This is a genomic window from Streptococcus agalactiae ATCC 13813 (assembly GCF_000186445.1).
GTDB lineage: Bacteria > Bacillota > Bacilli > Lactobacillales > Streptococcaceae > Streptococcus > Streptococcus agalactiae.
On record NZ_GL636070.1, the window covers coordinates 927,377 to 949,638 of the forward strand.

General features: G+C 34.1%; 20 protein-coding genes. 16 read left to right on the forward strand and 4 right to left on the reverse strand.

Annotation, left to right across the window (positions count from 1 at the left end):
- Both HMPREF9171_RS108690 and HMPREF9171_RS1000000114110 read left to right on the forward strand, forming a co-directional pair.
- Positions 1-381 (forward strand): ATP-binding cassette domain-containing protein (locus HMPREF9171_RS108690; RefSeq protein ID WP_001872203.1); only part of this gene is annotated, 381 nt, incomplete at its 5' end.
- 530 nt (positions 382-911) lie between these two features.
- Positions 912-1,445 carry a hypothetical protein gene (locus HMPREF9171_RS1000000114110; protein ID WP_001042298.1) on the forward strand — a complete coding sequence of 178 codons (534 nt, stop codon included), beginning with the start codon at positions 912-914 and terminating at the stop codon, positions 1,443-1,445.
- A 254-nt stretch (positions 1,446-1,699) separates the two neighbouring features.
- Here the strand turns inward: HMPREF9171_RS1000000114110 and HMPREF9171_RS108675 are convergent, their stop codons facing one another.
- Positions 1,700-2,296, reverse strand: coding sequence for an Ltp family lipoprotein (locus HMPREF9171_RS108675; protein ID WP_000162271.1), 597 nt, complete (start codon positions 2,294-2,296; stop codon positions 1,700-1,702).
- A gap of 229 nt (positions 2,297-2,525) precedes the next feature.
- Here HMPREF9171_RS108675 and HMPREF9171_RS108670 point away from each other — a divergent pair, with 229 nt between their 5' ends.
- The 3 genes from HMPREF9171_RS108670 (at position 2,526) to HMPREF9171_RS108660 (ending at position 4,880) form a co-directional block, all read left to right on the forward strand.
- On the forward strand, positions 2,526-3,020 hold the full coding sequence (locus tag HMPREF9171_RS108670) for a DUF8821 family protein (protein ID WP_000582628.1): 495 nt from the start codon (positions 2,526-2,528) through the stop codon (positions 3,018-3,020).
- A 3-nt stretch (positions 3,021-3,023) separates the two neighbouring features.
- Positions 3,024-3,440 (forward strand): VOC family protein, encoded by a 417-nt coding sequence (locus HMPREF9171_RS108665; RefSeq protein WP_001872211.1) that lies wholly within the window; start codon positions 3,024-3,026, stop codon positions 3,438-3,440.
- Between the two features lie 99 nt (positions 3,441-3,539).
- Positions 3,540-4,880: an MATE family efflux transporter gene (locus HMPREF9171_RS108660; RefSeq protein ID WP_000285043.1), complete on the forward strand. Its 1,341-nt coding sequence runs from the start codon at positions 3,540-3,542 to the stop codon at positions 4,878-4,880.
- A gap of 58 nt (positions 4,881-4,938) precedes the next feature.
- Here the strand turns inward: HMPREF9171_RS108660 and HMPREF9171_RS108655 are convergent, their stop codons facing one another.
- Entirely contained in the window at positions 4,939-5,706 is a 768-nt protein-coding gene (locus HMPREF9171_RS108655; RefSeq protein ID WP_000567587.1) for an epoxyqueuosine reductase QueH, read from the reverse strand.
- Between the two features lie 158 nt (positions 5,707-5,864).
- On the opposite strand from HMPREF9171_RS108655, the gene uvrC reads away from it, so the two are divergent.
- On the forward strand, positions 5,865-7,646 hold the full coding sequence (gene uvrC, locus HMPREF9171_RS108650) for an excinuclease ABC subunit UvrC (RefSeq protein WP_001003963.1): 1,782 nt from the start codon (positions 5,865-5,867) through the stop codon (positions 7,644-7,646).
- A 41-nt stretch (positions 7,647-7,687) separates the two neighbouring features.
- On the opposite strand, the gene HMPREF9171_RS108645 is transcribed toward uvrC, so the two are convergent.
- Positions 7,688-9,469, reverse strand: a complete 1,782-nt coding sequence (locus HMPREF9171_RS108645; RefSeq protein ID WP_000942615.1) for a glycerophosphodiester phosphodiesterase — start codon at positions 9,467-9,469, stop codon at positions 7,688-7,690.
- A 169-nt stretch (positions 9,470-9,638) separates the two neighbouring features.
- Between HMPREF9171_RS108645 and HMPREF9171_RS108640 the strand changes: the two genes are divergently transcribed.
- The 6 genes from HMPREF9171_RS108640 to HMPREF9171_RS108615 all read left to right on the forward strand — a co-directional run bounded on the left by HMPREF9171_RS108640 (position 9,639) and on the right by HMPREF9171_RS108615 (position 18,103).
- A complete protein-coding gene (locus tag HMPREF9171_RS108640; protein ID WP_000670189.1) occupies positions 9,639-10,241 on the forward strand; it encodes a nitroreductase family protein in 603 nt (200 codons plus the stop codon).
- Positions 10,242-10,287: 46 nt separating this feature from the next.
- Positions 10,288-11,694 (forward strand): dipeptidase PepV, encoded by a 1,407-nt coding sequence (pepV, locus tag HMPREF9171_RS108635; protein WP_000150956.1) that lies wholly within the window; start codon positions 10,288-10,290, stop codon positions 11,692-11,694.
- 96 nt (positions 11,695-11,790) lie between these two features.
- The gene (locus HMPREF9171_RS108630; RefSeq protein ID WP_000130593.1) at positions 11,791-12,375 is read left to right on the forward strand and encodes a uracil-DNA glycosylase family protein; all 585 of its coding nucleotides are present in this window, start codon (positions 11,791-11,793) and stop codon (positions 12,373-12,375) included.
- 14 nt (positions 12,376-12,389) lie between these two features.
- A complete protein-coding gene (locus HMPREF9171_RS108625; protein ID WP_001205495.1) occupies positions 12,390-13,124 on the forward strand; it encodes a PHP domain-containing protein in 735 nt (244 codons plus the stop codon).
- 168 nt (positions 13,125-13,292) lie between these two features.
- Positions 13,293-17,051 carry a pullulanase gene (locus HMPREF9171_RS108620; protein ID WP_000823023.1) on the forward strand — a complete coding sequence of 1,253 codons (3,759 nt, stop codon included), beginning with the start codon at positions 13,293-13,295 and terminating at the stop codon, positions 17,049-17,051.
- Positions 17,052-17,185: 134 nt separating this feature from the next.
- Positions 17,186-18,103, forward strand: coding sequence for a TDT family transporter (locus HMPREF9171_RS108615; protein ID WP_000800361.1), 918 nt, complete (start codon positions 17,186-17,188; stop codon positions 18,101-18,103).
- Positions 18,104-18,144: 41 nt separating this feature from the next.
- Here the strand turns inward: HMPREF9171_RS108615 and HMPREF9171_RS05950 are convergent, their stop codons facing one another.
- Positions 18,145-18,321 (reverse strand): DUF3042 family protein, encoded by a 177-nt coding sequence (locus HMPREF9171_RS05950; RefSeq protein WP_000239229.1) that lies wholly within the window; start codon positions 18,319-18,321, stop codon positions 18,145-18,147.
- Positions 18,322-18,431: 110 nt separating this feature from the next.
- Here HMPREF9171_RS05950 and miaA point away from each other — a divergent pair, with 110 nt between their 5' ends.
- The 4 genes from miaA (at position 18,432) to rnz (ending at position 22,262) form a co-directional block, all read left to right on the forward strand.
- Positions 18,432-19,322 (forward strand): tRNA (adenosine(37)-N6)-dimethylallyltransferase MiaA, encoded by an 891-nt coding sequence (miaA, locus tag HMPREF9171_RS108610; RefSeq protein WP_001226479.1) that lies wholly within the window; start codon positions 18,432-18,434, stop codon positions 19,320-19,322.
- Between the two features lie 90 nt (positions 19,323-19,412).
- Positions 19,413-20,651 (forward strand): GTPase HflX, encoded by a 1,239-nt coding sequence (gene hflX / locus HMPREF9171_RS108605; RefSeq protein ID WP_000573351.1) that lies wholly within the window; start codon positions 19,413-19,415, stop codon positions 20,649-20,651.
- Positions 20,644-21,291, forward strand: a complete 648-nt coding sequence (locus tag HMPREF9171_RS108600) for a cystathionine beta-lyase (protein WP_000568321.1) — start codon at positions 20,644-20,646, stop codon at positions 21,289-21,291. Before hflX ends, HMPREF9171_RS108600 begins: the two co-directional genes overlap by 8 nt.
- Before the next feature lie 41 nt (positions 21,292-21,332).
- Positions 21,333-22,262, forward strand: coding sequence for a ribonuclease Z (gene rnz, locus HMPREF9171_RS108595; RefSeq protein WP_000405388.1), 930 nt, complete (start codon positions 21,333-21,335; stop codon positions 22,260-22,262).

Below are 22,262 nucleotides of genomic sequence, written 5' to 3' on the forward strand. Positions count from 1 at the left end.
CTAGAAGCGATTGATTCCGGAACTATTCTTGTGAATGGAATCAATTTAAACAAAATAAAAGAAAAAGATTATTTTAAGAACCACCTTAGCTATTTATTTCAAAATTTTGGTTTGATTGACAATAGAACAATTCAGGAGAATTTGGAATTGGCATTTTTAGGTAAAAAAATAACTAAAAATGAAAAACTCTCCCAGATGCGCATGGCGCTTAAAAGTGTCAATTTGAATATCGATTTAAATAGAAAAATCTTTTCATTATCAGGAGGAGAAGCTCAACGTGTAGCGATTGCTAAAACCATACTCAAAGATTCTCCTATTATTTTAGCAGATAAGCCTATGGCATCTGTTGATAAAAAAATAGTGATGAAATTATTGAGCTAATCTTAGGGCTGAAAACGGAGAAAAAGATTATTATTATAGCAACACACTCTCCAGATATTTACAATAAAGTAGATCATATCATAAGAATCAGAAAAAGGTAATGCATGAAATTTCAATTATTAAGTATTTTATTGAATGGTATTATTTTTATAAATGCCACTTTTATTATGTTGACACAAATAGGGAGTATTAGGCAACCGACTAAATTGTTAGTACAAATAATCTTTGTACTGAGTTTATTGTCACCCATAATAACTGTCTACCAGTATTTAACGATGGAAAAAGATTGATACAAGGTTTAAGATTGTCTGAAATAGATACTGTGTAAATAAAAAAGCGACTAAATAATGCCAATAAATCAATCTTAGACAGATATAAGGTCTCAACAAGAAGTAGAAATAAAAGTATGTTAAAATAGTTTGAGGGGGTGGCGATTGCTATCACAATGTTTGTTATTCATTAACTAGTCTAATTTACAATTATTTTAGTTCAAAAAACAAGTAACTATTAGTTATTTTAAGGAGCTTACATTGAATAAAAGGATATTATTTAACCTAGTGATGACATTGTTTTTTATCCTATTAGCTATTGTTTCTATTTTCCTTAATTTTGATTATTTAATAGGTATTTTAGGATTAGGAATTTTGACAATCATACTCTTGTTTGGAAATTATTATCACAGATGTTCCCATCCAAAGAGTCTTAATAGCATATCCCACCATACAGAAAAAAGAAAAGTCAATATTTCACTATATTTATTTTTTACTTTTCTTATTTGTGAGTTAGGTATAATGGGGCTCATGCTATATTTAAACAATACGATATCACTTAAAAACCAAAAAGTATTAGCTTGTTTACTATGCGCCTCAATATTTTGTATGTTGCTTGCTGGATACCAATTTGAAAGTAATAGATTTCAAAGTTCTAAAAATTTTTCAGAAGTAAGATGCTTCGGTGTCGCCGTGAATCCCAGACACCCAATAGGTCGTGTAATCTATATAAGTGCCTTTGTTTTAATGGTTATTCTATTTTGTATTCTATTAATTTGGGGACCGACAGACTGATTGACTTATGATTCACAAAAGGACAGAGATTATTATGGAAGTCTCTAGTTTGTGATGCTTAGTATAAGTGTGTTGGCTAATACAGCTATAGATTTATCTATAGTGCTTGTTTATTGGAATTAACCCAAAGATTATTTATTGATAAAAACCCTCCTAAGTCTTAATGAACTTAGGAGGGTTCTTGCTATTTTACAGCTGGAATATTAGCATAAGCTATCAATTCTATTACATAAGGATAGACTATTGGTATGTCATCATTTCAAATGATCTACAGCATATTGGGCTTCATCATTTGTGAATTTATCGCCCAGCGTAGATGTCAATTGTTTATAGATTTCTTCTTTGGATAAAGAAGAACTACTTTGATAACTTTTAGCAGTCTCAAGAGCATTTTCTTTGAAATCTACTTTGAGATGGTCTATAGCATATTGGGATTCTTCTTTTGTAAATTTATCAGAGTGGGTTGCCTTATCTGGAGACTCCGAATAGAGCTGTTCAAAGATAGATTGTTTAGATAAATTCATGGTCTTTGAATAAATTTTGGCAGAAATCAAGGCATTTTTTTTGTAATCAACCTTGAGGTTATTAATCACAAAGTTGATGTCTTCTTGACGATATTTCTTAGAATCCTTTTTTAATTTTTCAATGATACTATCTTTAGACATATGGCCAGACTTAGCATATTCTCTTGCTTTTTTGACAATTGTTTTTTGAGTTTTATTAAATTTAACTTTTGCTTTCTTGGTGGCAGCATAAACGTTGTTATGATTAAAAATAGAAGTTGTTGGTGTATATAAGGCTATTCCTATTAAAAGAGTAGCGCAGATAAATAAGAATATCTTTTTGGTCATGTTTAGCTCCATCAGCTTTTTAGGTGAATCAGGTTTACACCTTGATTGATGCTTTGACATCAAGTCTAGATTAATTATAAGTATTAAGTAGAGAAAGGTCAAGAAATTACTGATGTGGTAGTGTTCTAAATGTACTACTTTACTACTTTTTATAAGTGATTAGAATGTACTTTTTCTTCAAAAAAGAGTATACTAAATTATCGAAGATTTTAATCAAAAAGGAAAGAACATGATTATCGACAAAACCGTTTCAACTAAAGGTTTGGAGACTTCTCCAGTGGCAGAAGCCTTGGCTGGTTTGCGTGCAAATGAAGCTCGCTATTTCTGGAATAAATTCAAAGTAGCCTACGAAACATTTCCAGTATCAGACTATCCAGAATTGATGGCAGATATTAATCACCTTCTAAAAAATGAACGTAACCTTGTTTTTGCTGCAAAGCCTTTAGAGATTTCACAGCTTTTTTTAGAGAATCGTATTTTATGGACACATGTTTTCTATGAGGATGGTTTAGCCATTAATATTTTATATGAATTAGATAATCCTAAAAAGAGAGCTGTAGGTTTAAAATTATCAGATGGAATGGATATTCCTATTGAATTAGCGGACAAGTTTAAGTTCGCTCGTCAAAAGTCAAAACTCGCAGGTATAATACGTGGTTCTTATTTTACCCTAAAAGGAGAAAATGAAACTCTGATGCAGCGTTGGTTGGATAATATGAAGTGAGGTATGGTAATGAAAGCAATTGAAATTTATATGAATATTAATGGGCGTGGGGCCGAAGCTATTACATTTTATGAAGAGGCTTTTAATACAAAAGCAGAACACGTCACAACTTTTGCACAGGGCTGGCCAGATTGTCCGCCAGAACTTGAATATTTAATTATGAACGCTCAATTTAATATTGATGGTATTCGAATGCAACTTTCTGACAATAATCCTATTTTTGATTTTCAAATTGGACAAAATATGACAGCAGCTTTAATTGTAGAATCTGTAGAAGAAGCGCAAGAGTTATTCAATAAGCTTTCTCGAGATGCAATGAACATTAAAATGCCTCTACAAGCAGTTCCGTGGAGTCCAGCTTATGGAAATGTGACTGACAAATATGGTATGACATGGCAAATCAATACTGAGCTTAGCTAAAATGGGGTTGAGGATTATTTCTCAGCCTTTTTAAATAGCATTGACAGAGTATTCTAGCTAAGCTAAAATAAATTGATTAAGGTGAAAAGGAGAAAAAAGATGTATCAAACTCAGACAAATAAGGAAAAATTTGTTTTATTTTTGAAATTATTTATCCCAGTATTAATTTATCAATTTGCTAATTTTTCAGCTACTTTTATTGATTCGGTTATGACTGGACAGTATAGTCAGCTACATTTGGCAGGTGTGTCAACTGCTAGTAATTTATGGACTCCGTTTTTCGCTTTATTAGTAGGTATGATTTCAGCATTAGTACCAGTAGTTGGTCAACATTTGGGTAGAGGAAATAAAGAACAAATTCGCACAGAATTTCACCAATTTCTATATTTAGGTTTGATACTGTCCTTAATATTATTTTTAATCATGCAATTCATTGCTCAACCTGTCTTGGGGAGTTTGGGTTTAGAAGATGAAGTTCTAGCAGTTGGTCGTGGTTATTTAAATTATATGTTGATTGGAATCATGCCGCTGGTGTTGTTTAGCATTTGCCGTTCATTCTTTGATGCATTGGGGTTAACAAGGTTATCTATGTATCTGATGCTTTTAATTCTACCCTTTAATTCATTTTTTAATTATATGCTTATCTACGGTAAATTTGGTATGCCTAGACTAGGAGGTGCGGGGGCAGGTCTTGGAACTTCTTTAACTTATTGGGCTATTTTTATTGTTATTATTATTGTGATGGCACTTCATCCTCAAATTAAAACATATCATATATGGACTCTGGAAAGAATAAAAACTCCTTTGATTATTGAAGATATTCGATTGGGATTACCGATTGGTTTACAAATTTTTGCAGAAGTTGCAATTTTTGCAGTAGTAGGCTTATTCATGGCAAAATTTTCTTCAATCATTATTGCAGCACATCAGGCTGCTATGAATTTTTCATCATTAATGTATGCCTTTCCTTTAAGTATTTCCACTGCTCTAGCTATTACAATATCGTTTGAAGTAGGGGCAGAGCGCTTTCAGGACGCAAACACTTACAGTAGGATAGGACGCTTAACAGCGGTAGGGATTACATCAGGGACCTTACTATTTTTATTTCTATTTCGTGAGAATGTAGCAGCAATGTATAATAGTGACCCTCACTTTGTCGCTATTACAGCTCAATTCCTAACTTATAGTCTCTTTTTCCAGTTTGCAGATGCTTATGCAGCTCCTGTACAGGGGATTTTACGAGGCTATAAGGATACAACAAAACCGTTTATGATCGGTGCGGGCGCTTATTGGTTATGTGCTTTGCCATTAGCGGTTATCTTAGAAAAAAATAGCCAGTTAGGTCCGTTTGCCTATTGGATTGGTTTAATCACAGGTATTTTTGTTTGCGGTCTATTTCTAAACCAACGTCTGCAAAAGATTAAGAAGTTGTATTATTAAAGTTTGACAAGATTTATACCAAAAAAGGCTTAGTTCTTTACTAAGTCTTTTTTATCATTTACATTGACTTGCCATTAAATGTGAAGCGTATATTAGGAAATTCTTCTTTGCCGTCTTTATCACTCATGAAAGCTTTCGCATCTTTTTTGATTTGGAGAAGATTTATCCCTTGATCTTTAGCACCGAAGATACACCCACAGTAACATTGGCGGTAGATATCATAATCTTTACACATCTCAACGGAACGTTGGTAACCTTTATTTTTTTTAAGGTCGCTAGGAAGATACTGAGTATCATAAATTTTTTGGACATCAATACCAATAGTATTGATTGTTTGAGAGTTTTTGTGAGGACTAATAGTTAGGGCACTGCCAAAGTAATCAAAACCTAGTTCAACGGCTTTTTCCGCTGTCTTATCAAGACGGAAATCATAGCAAACTTTACAACGCTCCCCACCTTCAGGTTCTTCTTCTAACCCATGAACAATTTTGAAAAATTCATTTGGTTCATATGGTGCTGATAAGAATTGTACAGAATATCCAGTATTTTTGTTGAAATCATGAACAAATTTTTGAGTAACATATTCGCGGCGATAATATTCATCTTTAGGATGGATATTTGAATTAGCAAAATAGATGGTAACATCTGCCCATTGTGATAAGTATTCAAGGGTATATGTACTACAAGGAGCACAGCAGACATGCATCAGAATTTTAGGACGGATATCACTAGCTTGCCACTGCTTAACCATTTGTTGCATGACCCAATCGTAATTGATTTTTTGGTTAGGTTTCATTTTTTCAAGAATATTCTCAACGTCTATCATAAAAACTCCTCAATAATTCACTTGTTTAAAGTGTAACATAAAATAATTGCTTAGACTAGGAGTATTGAGGTTTTATTCAAGTATTGGAAGATACAATAGATGTTGGGGAATAGTATTTATTTCGTAAAGATTACAGTACATTTTGTTATAATAGTTCTATGAATGAACTGATTAAACATAAGCTAGAATTGTTACCAGACAGTCCTGGTTGTTACCTTCATAAAGATAAGAATGGGACAATTATCTATGTAGGTAAGGCTAAAAATCTTAAGAATCGTGTGAGAAGTTATTTTCATGGGAGTCATAATACTAAGACAGAACTTTTGGTCTCTGAGATTGAAGACTTTGAATACATTGTGACAACATCTAATACCGAAGCTCTATTATTGGAAATTAATTTAATCCAAGAAAATATGCCGAAGTATAATATTCGATTGAAAGATGATAAGTCTTACCCATATATCAAAATAACAAATGAACGTTATCCTCGTCTTATGATTACACGTCAAGTAAAAAAATCAGATGGCACTTATTTTGGACCTTATCCGGATTCTGGGGCAGCAACTGAGATTAAGCGGTTACTAGATAGGCTCTTTCCTTTTAAGAAATGTACTAATCCAGCAAATAAAGTATGCTTTTATTATCATTTAGGGCAATGCAATGCACATACAGTTTGTCAAACTAATAAAGCTTATTGGGATAGTCTGAGAGAAGATGTAAAACAGTTTCTTAATGGTAAAGATAATAAAATTGTTAACGGATTAACTGAAAAAATGAAGAGCGCTGCTATGACTATGGAATTTGAGCGTGCGGCTGAGTATCGAGATTTGATCGAAGCAATTAGTTTGTTGCGTACTAAGCAGCGTGTTATTCATCAAGATATGAAGGATAGAGATGTTTTTGGTTATTTTGTTGATAAGGGTTGGATGTGTATACAGGTCTTTTTTGTTCGAAATGGAAAATTGATTCAGCGTGACGTGAATATGTTTCCTTATTATAATGAACCAGAGGAAGATTTTCTAACTTACATAGGGCAATTTTATCAAGATACAAAACATTTTCTACCCAAAGAAGTCTTTATTCCACAGGATATTGATGCTAAGTCGGTTGAAACAATTGTAGGCTGTAAGATTGTTAAACCACAACGTGGTGAAAAGAAACAGTTAGTAAATCTGGCAATAAAAAATGCTCGTGTCAGTTTACAACAGAAGTTTGACTTACTGGAAAAAGATATTCGTAAAACTCATGGGGCAATTGAAAATTTAGGTAATCTTCTTAATATCCCTAAACCAGTACGCATAGAAGCATTTGATAATTCCAATATTCAAGGGACAAGTCCAGTAGCTGCTATGGTGGTATTTGTGAATGGAAAGCCAAGTAAAAAAGACTATCGAAAGTTTAAAATTAAGACTGTTATCGGACCAGATGATTATGCTAGTATGAGAGAAGTCATTCATCGGCGTTATAGTAGGGTTTTAAAAGATGGCTTGACACCTCCGGACTTGATTGTAATTGATGGTGGTCAGGGGCAAGTAAATATAGCGCGTGATGTTATTGAGAACAAATTTGGTTTAGCCATACCTATTGCAGGTTTGCAAAAGAATGATAAACACCAAACACATGAATTACTTTTTGGAGATCCTTTAGAAGTAGTAGAGCTACCGCGTAATTCAGAAGAATTTTTCTTACTTCACCGTATTCAAGATGAGGTACATCGTTTTGCTATTACTTTTCATCGTCAATTACGCTCCAAAAATTCCTTTTCTTCAAAATTAGATGGTATCACTGGGTTGGGACCAAAACGTAAACAATTGCTAATGAAACATTTTAAAAGCTTACCTAATATCCAAAAAGCTGAGATTGAGGACATTATTATGTGTGGTATTCCTAGGACTGTTGCAGAAAGTCTCCGAGATTCTCTTAATGATCCTCCTAAATAAAAAACTTAGTAGATACTGTTCTACTAAGCTTTTTATTTAATTTAACCCTCGCTATCAATAAGTTGGAGAGCTCTTTGATAATAATTAGGGCTATTTTTGATATCTTTATTAATGACCTTGAAAAGATTGAGTTCATCTGTGATGATTCCATTAACTGGGCTTTGTAAATAACGTATCATAAGGTTATCACGGTTAATAGTCCAAACATAGAGCTGTTTATTATATTCTTGGGCGAGATATGCAATCCAATCATTGTATGAAAATTCCTCAATCCCATAAAAGTCAACGTTATGATTTTGAAGCGTCCCCCAGTGTAGTGGGATTAGGTAACCTGTATCAAGTTGTGGCAATTTTTTCTCAACCTTTTCAATGAGTGTCAAGTTGAGAGACATTACTTTATGCTTGGTTGATAGACGAAGCTCTTTAAATTCTTTGATAAATTCATCCGCATAGATATCGAGGTTTTGATTATACGGTTTCAATTCAATCATGATTTTTTGATCTAGTGACTGAGCGGTCTTCATAAATTCTGCAAATGATGGAATGTAACTAGCAAAACGCCCTTGGTGAATTGGGATTTTTGTAACTTGATCTAAAGTTAGTTTAGAAACATCTTTGTTCATACCAGAGAGTCGTTTGAGATTATCATCATGGATGACTACTAATTTATGATCTTTTGTCATGATAACATCCATCTCTGAGTAATCTGCTTTTGCTTTATGGGCTGCTTTTAATGCTTCAATAGAATTTTCAACGCCATGTGATGTATCACCACGATGGGCTATTAATTCTTTTTTAATTGAAATGTTATCTTGTAAGAGAGCCAGAGCTATAGCATTTTTTAAGGCAGTGGTACCAATAGCTAGAGCTAGGATAACACAAGCAATGTGTTTAAATTTTTGCTTATGTTGGACGCCTTTCCAAGCTCTCCATTGTTGAACAATACTTTTATTTTGTTTAATATCTGCTAATAGGTGACTTATGATTAAACATTTAATAAGAAGTGTTACGGCAAAAAGTATTGATTTTAAAAGGTTATAGAAAGTGGCTTGAAGAGGAAAATTGTTTCCAGAATGATCAATGAATGAAAATGTACCAGCAACAACAGCTAGTGCAACTGTTCCAATTACAGATATAAATAAACTGGTTAAAATAATTTTACTTAGAAGACGCCACTGACGCTTTCCGTGGCTAAGTTTCCAACTCTCTAAAAGTGCTTCTTTAGCATTGTAGTCAGTTAAAATGGTCAGCGGGAGAAAATAAATTAATCGAAGGTTTAAGTAACAAATAAGCAGTAAAAGGGTAGAGTAACCTATCTTTCCAAAGACTGTCTTTGTTAACTCGCCAGAAATAAAGTCAGGAATTTTAAGATGCTCTAGTATACTTGACCTTAGACCAAGGTTAGCTAGAGGAATTGTCAAAAGTAAGTAGATTGATACCCAAATTAGCTGTGGTCCTAAAAGTGATTTTATTTTTTTAGGAAAGATTGTTAGCCATTTTTTGATACTGAGAGAAAATTCAGTTTTCAGTATGGCAATAGTATAGATAGCGAACTCAGTATAGATGAACCCAATTAGGATTACGATATAAAGTATAAAGAGTAATAAAGCTAAGGGATGATTAAAAAGCAAAGTCCAATTGTCTTTAGTCACTGCGGGAGTATTTGACAATATCAATATCCGACGAAAGATAAAACTCAGAATTCCTTTTACTAAATAAGCAACTAAAGTTTGGATTAAGATACCAGTTCCAATGTAAACCCAAAATTGATTTTTTAAAGAGGTTAAGGTTAGAAAAAAATCTTCTTTTAATGCTCGTAGCATGAATAGCTCCTTTTTTATAGTCATTAGATATTGTACCACAAGTTTGTTTGTTTTTTATGGTAGTTTTCAAACCGGTTTCACTTTTTTATCAATTTTGCCTTCAAAAGCTGAAACGCATTTTAAAAAGTGATAGAATAGTAGGGAAAATCAAATAGAATAGGAGGTTTTTATGAAATTTCTAGAATTAAATAAGAAGCGCCATGCTGTGAAACATTTTAATGATAAACCAGTCGACTTTAAAGATGTTAGAACTGCTATTGAAATTGCGACATTAGCGCCATCTGCTAATAATATTCAGCCTTGGAAGTTTGTCGTTGTCCAAGAAAAAAAATCTGCTCTAGCAGAAGGTTTACCGGAAAGTAATTGTAACCAAATTAATCAAGCGCAGTATGTTATTGCTTTATTTACAGATACAGATTTAGGACAGAGATCACGGAAAATAGCTCGTATTGGTCGTAGATCTCTTCCTGATGATTTAATTGGTTATTACATGGAAACTCTACCACCACGCTATGCTTTATATAGTGAAAAACAAACTGGAGAGTATCTCTCTTTAAATGCAGGTATCGTTGCTATGAATTTAGTACTTGCCTTGACAGATCAAGGTATTAGTTCTAATATGATTTTAGGGTTCGATAAAGCGATTACTAATGATGTCTTAGAGATAGATAAACGTTTTAGACCAGAAATATTAATTACTGTTGGTTATAGTGATGAAAAGGTTGAACCTAGTTATCGTTTGCCAGTTGATCATATTATTGAAAAACGTTAATTTTTAAGCACAAACTACATAATATTTTATAGAAGGAGTTGCCGTAATGACAATTGATTTTAGAGCAGAAGTAGACAAACGCAAAGACGCTTTGATGGACGATTTAATAAATCTTCTTCGCATTAACTCGGAGCGTGATGATTCACAAGCTGATGCAGAGCATCCATTTGGTCCTGGACCTGTAAAAGCCTTGGAATTTTTCCTTGAGATGGCTGAGCGAGATGGCTACGAAACAAAAAACGTAGATAATTATGCGGGACACTTTACATTTGGTCAAGGCGAAGAAGAACTAGGTATTTTTGGGCATTTAGATGTTGTTCCTGCAGGCAGCGGTTGGGATACAGACCCTTATGAACCAGTTATCAAGGATAACCGTTTATATGCTCGAGGCTCATCAGACGATAAGGGACCAACAATGGCATGTTATTATGCTCTAAAAATTATTAAAGAGCTTGGGCTACCAACATCTAAGAAAGTTCGTTTTGTTGTAGGAACTGATGAAGAATCTGGATGGGGAGATATGGATTACTACTTCGAACATGTTGGTCTTCCAAAACCTGATTTTGGTTTCTCTCCAGATGCAGAATTTCCAATTATAAATGGTGAAAAAGGTAATATTACTGAATATTTACATTTTTCAGGAGAAAATAAGGGAGCTGTTAGACTGCATAGCTTTTCTGGCGGACTTCGCGAAAACATGGTTCCAGAATCAGCCACAGCACGTTTCACAAGTCATTTAGATCAGACAACACTTGGGGCTAGTCTAGCTGATTTTGCAAGTAAACATAATTTGAAAGCAGAATTATCTGTAGAAGATGAGCAATATACAGCAACAGTTTATGGTAAATCTGCTCATGGTTCAACACCACAAGAAGGTGTTAATGGGGCGACTTATTTAGCTCTTTATCTAAGTCAATTTGATTTTGAAGGTCCTGCTCGTGCTTTCTTAGATGTTACAGCCAACATTATTCACGAAGACTTCTCAGGTGAAAAACTTGGAGTAGCTTATGAAGATGACTGTATGGGACCATTGAGCATGAATGCAGGTGTCTTCCAGTTTGATGAAACTAATGATGATAATACTATCGCTCTTAATTTCCGTTACCCACAAGGGACAGATGCTAAAACTATCCAAACTAAGCTTGAGAAACTTAACGGAGTTGAAAAAGTGACTCTTTCTGACCATGAACACACACCACACTATGTACCTATGGACGATGAATTAGTATCAACCTTACTAGCTGTCTATGAAAAGCAAACTGGTCTTAAAGGACATGAACAGGTTATTGGTGGTGGGACATTTGGTCGCTTACTTGAACGGGGTGTTGCATACGGTGCCATGTTCCCAGGAGATGAAAACACTATGCATCAAGCTAATGAGTACATGCCTTTAGAAAATATTTTCCGTTCGGCTGCTATCTACGCAGAAGCTATCTATGAATTAATCAAATAAAATAATCCTTAAACTAAATATGTGATCAATGATAAAGGGTGGTGAAGACATGAAAGTGTCTTTGCCTCTTTTCATAAGGTTAGATTTGGAGACTTTATGACTGACTTGGAAAAAATTATTAAAGCAATAAAAAGTGATTCACAGAATCAAAATTATACAGAAAATGGTATTGATCCTTTGTTTGCTGCTCCTAAAACAGCTAGGATCAATATTGTTGGCCAAGCACCTGGTTTAAAAACTCAAGAAGCAAGACTCTATTGGAAAGATAAATCTGGAGATCGTCTACGCCAGTGGCTTGGAGTTGATGAAGAGACATTTTACCATTCTGGAAAATTTGCTGTTTTACCTTTAGATTTTTATTACCCAGGCAAAGGAAAATCAGGAGATTTACCCCCTAGAAAAGGTTTTGCGGAGAAATGGCACCCTCTTATTTTAAAAGAAATGCCTAATGTTCAATTGACCTTGCTAGTTGGTCAGTATGCTCAGAAATATTATCTTGGAAGCTCCGCACATAAAAATCTAACAGAAACAGTTAAAGCTTACAAAGACTATCTACCCGATTATTTACCCCTGGTTCACCCATCACCGCGAAATCAAATTTGGCTAAAGAAGAATCCATGGTTTGAAAAAGATCTAATCGTTGATTTACAAAAGATAGTAGCAGATATTTTAAAAGATTAAGGATAGGAGTTGGTATGAGAGATAATCATCTACACACGTATTTTTCCTATGATTGTCAAACGGCATTTGAGGACTATATTAATGGTTTTACAGGTGAATTTATCACAACAGAACATTTTGATTTATCAAATCCTTACACCGGTCAAGACGATGTTCCTGATTATAGTGCTTATTGTCAAAAAATAGATTATCTTAATCAGAAATATGGAAATCGATTTAAAAAAGGAATTGAAATCGGTTATTTTAAAGATAGGGAATCAGATATTTTAGATTATTTAAAAAATAAAGAATTTGATTTAAAACTATTGTCAATCCATCATAATGGTAGGTATGATTATCTGCAAGAAGAAGCTCTGAAAGTACCAACAAAGGAGCTTTTAGCAGATTACTTTAATCGTATGGAATTTGCCATAGGCCGTGTGGAAGCGCACGTTTTAGCTCACTTTGATTATGGTTTTCGTAAGTTAAACTTAGATGTAGAAGATTTAAAACCGTTTGAAACGCAATTGAAGCGCATTTTCATAAAGATGTTATCTAAGGGGTTAGCTTTTGAACTAAATACCAAATCCCTTTATCTATATGGGAATGAAAAACTTTATCGCTATGCTTTAGAGATACTCAAACAGCTTGGTTGTAAACAATACTCTATAGGCTCTGACGGTCATATTCCTGAACATTTTTGTTATGAATTTGATAGACTTCAAGGTCTGCTAAAGGACTATCAAATTGATGAAAATCATTTGATATGAGGAAATTTTTGATAAAAAAGCTAGGCAATATTGCTTAGCTTTTTTGTAATGCTATTGATAGTTTTAGTGAAAATTTCAAAAAAATAAAGAAATCATTTACTTGTTGCAAGCGCTTGCGTAAATTGTTATGATTTTATTGGTAACAATTCATTAAAAAAGGAGAATGATATGAAAAGAAAAGACTTATTTGGTGATAAACAAACTCAATACACGATTAGAAAGTTAAGTGTTGGAGTAGCTTCAGTTGCAACAGGGGTATGTATTTTTCTTCATAGTCCACAGGTATTTGCTGAAGAAGTAAGTGTTTCTCCTGCAACTACAGCGATTGCAGAGTCGAATATTAATCAGGTTGACAACCAACAATCTACTAATTTAAAAGATGACATAAACTCAAACTCTGAGACGGTTGTGACACCCTCAGATATGCCGGATACCAAGCAATTAGTATCAGATGAAACTGACACTCAAAAGGGAGTGACAGAGCCGGATAAGGCGACAAGCCTGCTTGAAGAAAATAAAGGTCCTGTTTCAGATAAAAATACCTTAGATTTAAAAGTAGCACCATCTACATTGCAAAATACTCCCGACAAAACTTCTCAAGCTATAGGTGCTCCAAGCCCTACCTTGAAAGTAGCTAATCAAGCTCCACGGATTGAAAATGGTTACTTTAGGCTACATCTTAAAGAATTGCCTCAAGGTCATCCTGTAGAAAGCACTGGACTTTGGATATGGGGAGATGTTGATCAACCGTCTAGTAATTGGCCAAATGGTGCTATCCCTATGACTGATGCTAAGAAAGATGATTACGGTTATTATGTTGATTTTAAATTATCTGAAAAACAACGAAAACAAATATCTTTTTTAATTAATAACAAAGCAGGGACAAATTTAAGCGGCGATCATCATATTCCATTATTACGACCTGAGATGAACCAAGTTTGGATTGATGAAAAGTACGGTATACATACTTATCAACCCCTCAAAGAAGGGTATGTCCGTATTAACTATTTGAGTTCCTCTAGTAACTATGACCACTTATCAGCATGGCTCTTTAAAGATGTTGCAACCCCCTCAACAACTTGGCCAGATGGTAGTAATTTTGTGAATCAAGGACTATATGGAAGGTATATTGATGTATCACTAAAAACTAACGCCAAAGAGATTGGTTTTCTAATCTTAGATGAAAGTAAGACAGGAGATGCAGTGAAAGTTCAACCCAACGACTATGTTTTTAGAGATTTAGCTAACCATAACCAAATTTTTGTAAAAGATAAGGATCCAAAGGTTTATAATAATTCTTATTACATTGATCAAGTGCAGCTAAAGAATGCCCAACAAATTGATTTAACAAGTATTCAAGCAAGTTTTACAACTCTAGATGGGGTAGATAAAACTGAAATTTTAAAAGAATTGAAAGTGACTGATAAAAATCAAAATGCTATACAAATTTCTGATATCACTCTCGATACTAGTAAATCTCTTTTAATAATCAAAGGCGACTTTAATCCTAAACAAGGTCATTTCAACATATCTTATAATGGTAACAATGTCATGACAAGGCAATCTTGGGAATTTAAAGACCAACTTTATGCTTATAGTGGAAATTTAGGTGCAGTTCTCAATCAAGATGGTTCAAAAGTTGAAGCCAGCCTCTGGTCACCGAGTGGTGATAGTGTCACTATGATTATTTATGACAAAGATAACCAAAACAGGGTTGTAGCGACTACCCCCCTTGTGAAAAATAATAAAGGTGTTTGGCAGACGATACTTGATACTAAATTAGGTATTAAAAACTATACTGGTTACTATTATCTTTACGAAATAAAAAGAGGTAAGGATAAGGTTAAGATTTTAGATCCTTATGCAAAGTCATTAGCAGAGTGGGATAGTAATACTGTTAATGACGATATTAAAACGGCTAAAGCAGCTTTTGTAAATCCAAGTCAACTTGGACCTCAAAATTTAAGTTTTGCTAAAATTGCTAATTTTAAAGGAAGACAAGATGCTGTTATATACGAAGCACATGTAAGAGACTTCACTTCTGATCGATCTTTGGATGGAAAATTAAAAAATCAATTTGGTACCTTTGCAGCCTTTTCAGAGAAACTAGATTATTTACAGAAATTAGGAGTTACACACATTCAGCTTTTACCGGTATTGAGTTATTTTTATGTTAATGAAATGGATAAGTCACGCTCAACAGCTTACACTTCCTCAGACAATAATTACAATTGGGGCTACGACCCACAGAGCTATTTTGCTCTTTCTGGAATGTATTCAGAGAAACCAAAAGATCCATCAGCACGTATTGCCGAATTAAAACAATTAATACATGATATTCATAAACGTGGCATGGGTGTTATACTTGATGTCGTCTATAATCACACTGCAAAAACTTATCTCTTTGAGGATATAGAACCTAATTATTATCACTTTATGAATGAAGATGGTTCACCAAGAGAAAGTTTTGGAGGGGGACGTTTAGGAACCACCCATGCAATGAGTCGTCGTGTTTTGGTTGATTCCATTAAATATCTTACAAGTGAATTTAAAGTTGATGGTTTCCGTTTTGATATGATGGGAGATCATGATGCGGCTGCGATTGAATTAGCTTATAAAGAAGCTAAAGCTATTAATCCTAATATGATTATGATTGGTGAGGGCTGGAGAACATTCCAAGGTGATCAAGGTAAGCCGGTTAAACCAGCTGACCAAGATTGGATGAAGTCAACCGATACAGTTGGCGTCTTTTCAGATGATATTCGTAATAGCTTGAAATCTGGTTTTCCAAATGAAGGTACTCCAGCTTTCATCACAGGTGGCCCACAATCTTTACAAGGTATTTTTAAAAATATCAAAGCACAACCTGGGAATTTTGAAGCAGATTCGCCAGGAGATGTGGTGCAGTATATTGCTGCACATGATAACCTTACCTTGCATGATGTGATTGCAAAATCAATTAATAAAGACCCTAAGGTAGCTGAAGAAGAGATTCATAGACGTCTGCGTTTAGGAAATGTAATGATTTTAACATCTCAAGGGACAGCATTCATTCATTCTGGTCAAGAGTATGGTCGTACGAAGCGTTTACTTAACCCTAATTACATGACAAAAGTTTCAGATGACAAATTGCCTAATAAAGCAACACTTATTGAAGCTGTTAAAGAATACCCATATTTTATTCATGATTCATATGATTCTTCAGATGCCATTAATCATTTTGATTGGGCAGCAGCCACAGATAATAACAAACACCCAATTTCAACGAAAACACAGGCCTATACAGCAGGTTTAATCACATTAAGGCGTTCAACAGATGCTTTCCGGAAATTGAGCAAAGCAGAAATTGATCGTGAGGTTAGCTTGATTACAGAGGTAGGTCAAGGTGATATTAAAGAAAAAGATTTGGTTATTGCTTACCAAACAATAGATTCTAAAGGTGATATTTACGCAGTATTTGTTAATGCTGATAGTAAAGCTAGAAACGTTTTACTAGGTGAAAAATATAAACACCTTTTAAAAGGGCAAGTAATTGTTGATGCTGATCAAGCAGGGATTAAACCAATCTCAACTCCTAGAGGTGTTCATTTTGAAAAAGATAGTTTGCTGATTGATCCATTAACAGCAATTGTGATTAAAGTTGGCAAAGTTGCCCCTAGTCCTAAGGAGGAATTGCAAGCAGATTACCCCAAAACCCAATCTTTCAAGGAATCTAAAACGGTAGAAAAAGTAAATAGAATAGCTAATAAGACCTCAATAATTCCTGTAGTTTCTAAGAAAGCCGATTCATATCTGACAAATGAAGCTAATTTGCCAAAAACTGGAGATAAGTCATCAAAAATACTAAGTGTAGTAGGAATAAGCATTCTAGCAAGCCTACTTGCTCTAGTAGGTCTCTCTTTAAAGAGGAATCGTCACTTAAAATAAAAGCAAACTTTAGAAGAGCTTAAAAAAGAAGTTAGTCAATGGACTAGCTTCTTTTCATTAAGTTAATAAAATCACTTATCAGCAAAATCTAATTGTGTTATAATAGATGTAAACGTTTTTTTATGAGGTATATGATGAAAAATTGGGAAAAACCACCATTAGTGATGGCGGGATTAGTATTGGGGCTATTAGCTTTGGGGAACCTTCTAGAGGGATATGGCACCTATTTTCGCTATTGTTTAGGGCTAGTAGCACTTGTTTTTTGGATTTTTTTAATCAAAGGAATATTAAAAAATAAAAAAGAAAGCAGGAAGGAGTTAAGCAATCCTTTGATTGCTTCTGTCTTTACTACTTTTTTTATGGCAGGTATGATTTTATCGACCTATATCTTATTATTTAGAAGTTTAGGAATATGGGTAGCAGTTCTGTCAAAAGGTGTATGGTGGTTGTCATTTATTGCGTTAATCATTCATATGGCTATTTTTTCATGGAAATATTTGAGACACTTTTCGATGGCTAATCTTTTTCCTTCTTGGTCTGTCCTCTATGTTGGTATAGGGGTAGCTAGCCTGACAGCACCAATTAGTGGACAATTCACTATTGGGAAAATAGTTTTTTGGTATGGTTTTATTGCAACTTTAGTATTATTACCATTTCTATTCATTAAAGCATATAAAATCGGGCTACCTTCGGCAGTTAAGCCTAATATAACTACTATTTGCGCTCCAATGTCGCTAATCACAGCGGGATATGTCAATAGTTTTGTGTCACCAAATAGAGGTTTATTACTGCTATTAATCGTAATGGCACAATTTCTTTATTTTTTCATTCTTTTTCAGGTGCCTAAATTACTGATTGGTGATTTTACACCAGGTTTCTCAGCCTTTACTTTCCCCCTTGTTATCTCAGCTACCTCACTTAAATTAAGTATTCAGCATCTATCATTACCAGTTGATATACAGGGGCTAGTCCACTTTGAAATTGGGACAACAACTCTTATTGTTATGATAGTAATGGTACGTTATATTTTCTTTTTAAGGCGAACAATTTAATATAAAATAACTCCCTTACTAGCTAGTAAGGGAGTTATTGTTTAATGAGAGACACGTTTACGTGCAGCTTTTTTACGATTTTCTTCGATAAAAGCTATTTTTTCTTCCTCAGGTTCAATAATTGTTTTTTTGATAGCAAATGCAGCACCTGCAAGAGTAGCAGCTGTTGCAACGACTCCTGTTGCTATTCCTTTAGCAAATGCGAATTTTTTAACCATAATAATTCTCCAATCTATGATGAAGACTCTGCTTCTATCTATGATATAATTATGGTAACGAAATACTAGTTAAATTTCAAGTAAAAACCTTTATAGAATTGAGAAGTATCATGAGAAAAATCAAGCTTATAGCAGTTGTTGGTCCAACTGCGGTTGGGAAGACAGCATTAGGAATTGAATTAGCTAAAACTTTCAATGGCGAAATCATTAGTGGTGATAGTCAGCAAGTTTATCAGAAGTTAGATATCGGAACGGCTAAAGCTAGTAAAGAAGAGCAAGACCAAGCTTATCATCACTTGATTGATGTTCGTGAAGTAAATGAGAACTATTCGGTTTATGATTTTGTCAAAGAGGCAAAAGTAGCTATTGATACGATTATTTCTAAGGGGAAAATTCCTATTATTGTTGGAGGTACTGGCCTATATTTACAGAGTTTGTTTGAGGGCTATCATCTAGGAGGCGAAGTCAATCAAGAAACTCTTATGGCCTATCGTGAAAAATTAGAGTCTCTAAGTGATGAAGATTTATTTGAAAAGTTGACAGAACAATCCATTGTTATACCGCAAGTTAATCGTCGACGTGCCATTCGTGCATTAGAATTGGCGAAGTTTGGGAATGATTTGCAAAATAGTGAAAGTCCGTATGATGTTTTATTAATTGGATTGAATGATGATCGTCAGGTGCTTTATGATCGTATCAATAGACGAGTTGATTTGATGATAGACAATGGTCTCTTAGATGAAGCTAAATGGCTATACGATAACTACCCGAGTGTTCAAGCAAGTAGAGGAATTGGCTATAAAGAATTATTTCCTTACTTTTCAAAGCAAATACCATTAGAAGAAGCTGTTGATAAACTAAAACAAAATACCAGACGTTTTGCAAAACGCCAATTAACATGGTTTAGAAACCGTATGAATGTCGAATTTATTATGGTTGGTGAGGAAAATTATCAACAAAAAATCAAGCGAAAAGTCAGTGATTTTTTATCATCAAAGTAAATAAAGCCGTTTCTCGCATTTAAAGGGCATTATGTTATAATAAAGATTACGTATTTAGAACAAGAAAAAAATATTGAAAGGAGATTATAGGTGATAGAAACTAAAGAAGAGCAAGAACGTGTTATTTTAGTTGGGGTAGAACTTCAAGATACTGAGAATTTTGAAATGTCCATGGAAGAACTTGCTAGCTTAGCTAAGACAGCAGGAGCAAATGTTGTTAATCATTATTATCAAAAAAGAGATAAATATGATAGTAAATCATTTATCGGATCTGGTAAATTAGAGGAGATAAAAGCTATTGTAGAAGCAGATGAGATTGATACCGTTGTGGTTAATAATCGTTTGACTCCGCGACAAAACTCTAATTTGGAAGCTGAACTTGGTGTTAAAGTTATTGACCGTATGCAACTTATTTTAGATATCTTTGCTATGCGTGCTAGAAGTCATGAAGGAAAATTACAGGTTCATCTAGCGCAATTGAAATATATGTTACCACGCTTAGTTGGACAAGGTATTATGCTTAGTCGTCAAGCAGGAGGAATCGGAAGCCGAGGTCCAGGAGAATCTCAGTTAGAGTTGAATCGTCGTTCCATTCGTCATCAAATTTCTGATATCGAAAGACAATTGAAGATTGTAGAAAAAAATCGCGAGACAGTTCGAGAAAGACGTGTTGATTCGACAACCTTTAAAATTGGATTAATTGGATATACAAATGCTGGCAAGTCAACTATTATGAATGTTTTGACCGATGATAAGCAATATGAAGCCAATGAATTATTTGCAACGTTAGACGCTACAACCAAGCAGATCTATTTACAAAATCAATTTCAAGTCACTTTAACAGATACTGTTGGTTTTATTCAAGATTTACCTACAGAGTTAGTTGCGGCTTTCAAGTCTACCTTAGAAGAAAGTCGACATGTCGATTTATTACTTCATGTTATTGATGCTAGTGATCCTAATCATGAAGAACACGAAAAAGTTGTTATGGAGATTCTTAAAGACTTAGATATGATAGATATTCCTCGTTTAGCGATATACAACAAGATGGATGTCACTGAGCAGCTGAATGCAACAACTTTTCCTAATGTGAGAATTGCAGCCAAAAAACAAGGGAGTAGGGATTTACTACGCCGTCTTATTGTGGATGAAATACGACATATCTTTGACGAATTTTCGATTAGAGTGCATCAAAATCAAGCATATAAGCTCTATGATCTCAATAAAATAGCATTGCTTGACACCTACACCTTTGAAGAAGAATACGAGAATATTACAGGCTATATTTCTCCTAAACAAAAATGGAAGCTGGAAGAATTTTATGATTGATTATATTGATTTAGCTTTGACTTATGGTGGTTTTACGAGCTTAGATAAAGTTTATCTAGAGAAAAAACTAGATGGCCTCTCTAAGCAACAACGACTTGATTTTATCACCCCACCTCCTAGTGTGATTAATGCTTATTTTGCTGAAATATATCAAAAGCAAGGGCCAGAAGCGGCAACTGATTACTATTTTGATCTTTCCAAAGCCTTGGGCTTGTTTCCAAAACATTTATCGTTTGATGAAGAAAAACCTTTTATTCGTTTGAATTTATCAGGAAAATCATTTGGTTTTGCTTACCTAAATGATCAAGAAGAAGCGAGTGTTTTTTCTGAAGTTAAAGAAGTCATTACACCGCAGTTACTCTTAGAAATTGCACAGATTTTTCCTCAATATAAAGTCTATCAAGATCGGTCTGGTATCAGAATGGCAAAAATAGATTTTGATGAAACAGAATCTCAAAATATTACACCAGAAACAAGTTTACTAGGGAATGTCTTACAACTTAAAAAAGATATTATTAAAATAACTAGTTTCAATCAAGAAGAGCTATTAGAGTTGGTTAAAACAAAGTCAGGTAAATACTATTATTCTAGTCAAGGACGTGAGTCGGTTATTTATATTGATACTAAATCTACTAATTAAATTTATTAAGTTATGGAAGGATTATAAAAAAGTCAACAAGTATGGAAATTCAATTTTTAGGAACTGGAGCTGGTCAACCAGCGAAAGCTCGTAATGTTTCAAGTTTAGTCTTGAAATTATTAGATGAAATTAACGAGGTTTGGATGTTTGATTGTGGGGAGGGTACCCAACGTCAAATTTTAGAAACCACGATTAAACCTCGTAAAGTCAAAAAAATTTTTATCACGCACATGCACGGAGACCATGTTTTTGGTCTTCCAGGTTTTTTATCCAGTCGGGCTTTTCAAGCCAATGAAGAACAGACAGATTTAGATATTTATGGACCGGTTGGTATAAAAAGTTTTGTTATGACTGGCTTAAGGACATCAGGTTCACGTTTACCTTATCGAATCCATTTTCACGAGTTTGATGAATCATCACTCGGAAAAATTATGGAAACAGATAAATTTACCGTTTATGCAGAAAAGCTAGATCATACTATCTTTTGTATGGGATATCGTGTTGTGCAAAAAGATCTTGAGGGCACTTTAGATGCTGAAGCATTGAAACTAGCAGGTGTTCCATTTGGTCCTCTTTTTGGGAAAGTCAAAAATGGTGAGAATGTTACCTTAGAAGATGGTAGAGAAATTATTGCTAAAGATTATATTTCTGAACCGAAAAAGGGTAAAGTAATCACTATTTTGGGAGATACTAGAAAAACAGATGCAAGTATTAGGTTAGCTTTGGGCGCTGATGTTTTAGTTCACGAATCTACTTATGGTAAGGGTGATGAGCGAATTGCTAAATCACATGGGCATTCAACCAATATGCAAGCAGCTGATATCGCTAAACAAGCAAATGCTAAACGACTATTATTAAATCATGTTAGTGCTCGTTTTATGGGGCGAGATTGTTGGCAAATGGAAGAAGATGCAAAGACGATTTTTTCAAATACCCATCTTGTTAGAGATTTAGAAGAAGTAGGTATATAA

Excerpts from the sequence above, each read along its gene's own strand:
- HMPREF9171_RS108675 (WP_000162271.1), bottom strand. The coding sequence starts at position 2,296 with ATGACCAAAAAGATATTCTTATTTATCTGCGCTACTCTTTTAATAGGA.
- HMPREF9171_RS108670 (WP_000582628.1), top strand. The coding sequence starts at position 2,526 with ATGATTATCGACAAAACCGTTTCAACTAAAGGTTTGGAGACTTCTCCA.
- HMPREF9171_RS108665 (WP_001872211.1), top strand. The coding sequence starts at position 3,024 with ATGGTAATGAAAGCAATTGAAATTTATATGAATATTAATGGGCGTGGG.
- HMPREF9171_RS108660 (WP_000285043.1), top strand. The coding sequence starts at position 3,540 with ATGTATCAAACTCAGACAAATAAGGAAAAATTTGTTTTATTTTTGAAA.
- HMPREF9171_RS108655 (WP_000567587.1), bottom strand. The coding sequence starts at position 5,706 with ATGATAGACGTTGAGAATATTCTTGAAAAAATGAAACCTAACCAAAAA.
- uvrC (WP_001003963.1), top strand. The coding sequence starts at position 5,865 with ATGAATGAACTGATTAAACATAAGCTAGAATTGTTACCAGACAGTCCT.
- HMPREF9171_RS108645 (WP_000942615.1), bottom strand. The coding sequence starts at position 9,469 with ATGCTACGAGCATTAAAAGAAGATTTTTTTCTAACCTTAACCTCTTTA.
- HMPREF9171_RS108640 (WP_000670189.1), top strand. The coding sequence starts at position 9,639 with ATGAAATTTCTAGAATTAAATAAGAAGCGCCATGCTGTGAAACATTTT.
- pepV (WP_000150956.1), top strand. The coding sequence starts at position 10,288 with ATGACAATTGATTTTAGAGCAGAAGTAGACAAACGCAAAGACGCTTTG.
- HMPREF9171_RS108630 (WP_000130593.1), top strand. The coding sequence starts at position 11,791 with ATGACTGACTTGGAAAAAATTATTAAAGCAATAAAAAGTGATTCACAG.
- HMPREF9171_RS108625 (WP_001205495.1), top strand. The coding sequence starts at position 12,390 with ATGAGAGATAATCATCTACACACGTATTTTTCCTATGATTGTCAAACG.
- HMPREF9171_RS108620 (WP_000823023.1), top strand. The coding sequence starts at position 13,293 with ATGAAAAGAAAAGACTTATTTGGTGATAAACAAACTCAATACACGATT.
- HMPREF9171_RS108615 (WP_000800361.1), top strand. The coding sequence starts at position 17,186 with ATGAAAAATTGGGAAAAACCACCATTAGTGATGGCGGGATTAGTATTG.
- HMPREF9171_RS05950 (WP_000239229.1), bottom strand. The coding sequence starts at position 18,321 with ATGGTTAAAAAATTCGCATTTGCTAAAGGAATAGCAACAGGAGTCGTT.
- miaA (WP_001226479.1), top strand. The coding sequence starts at position 18,432 with ATGAGAAAAATCAAGCTTATAGCAGTTGTTGGTCCAACTGCGGTTGGG.
- HMPREF9171_RS108600 (WP_000568321.1), top strand. The coding sequence starts at position 20,644 with ATGATTGATTATATTGATTTAGCTTTGACTTATGGTGGTTTTACGAGC.
- rnz (WP_000405388.1), top strand. The coding sequence starts at position 21,333 with ATGGAAATTCAATTTTTAGGAACTGGAGCTGGTCAACCAGCGAAAGCT.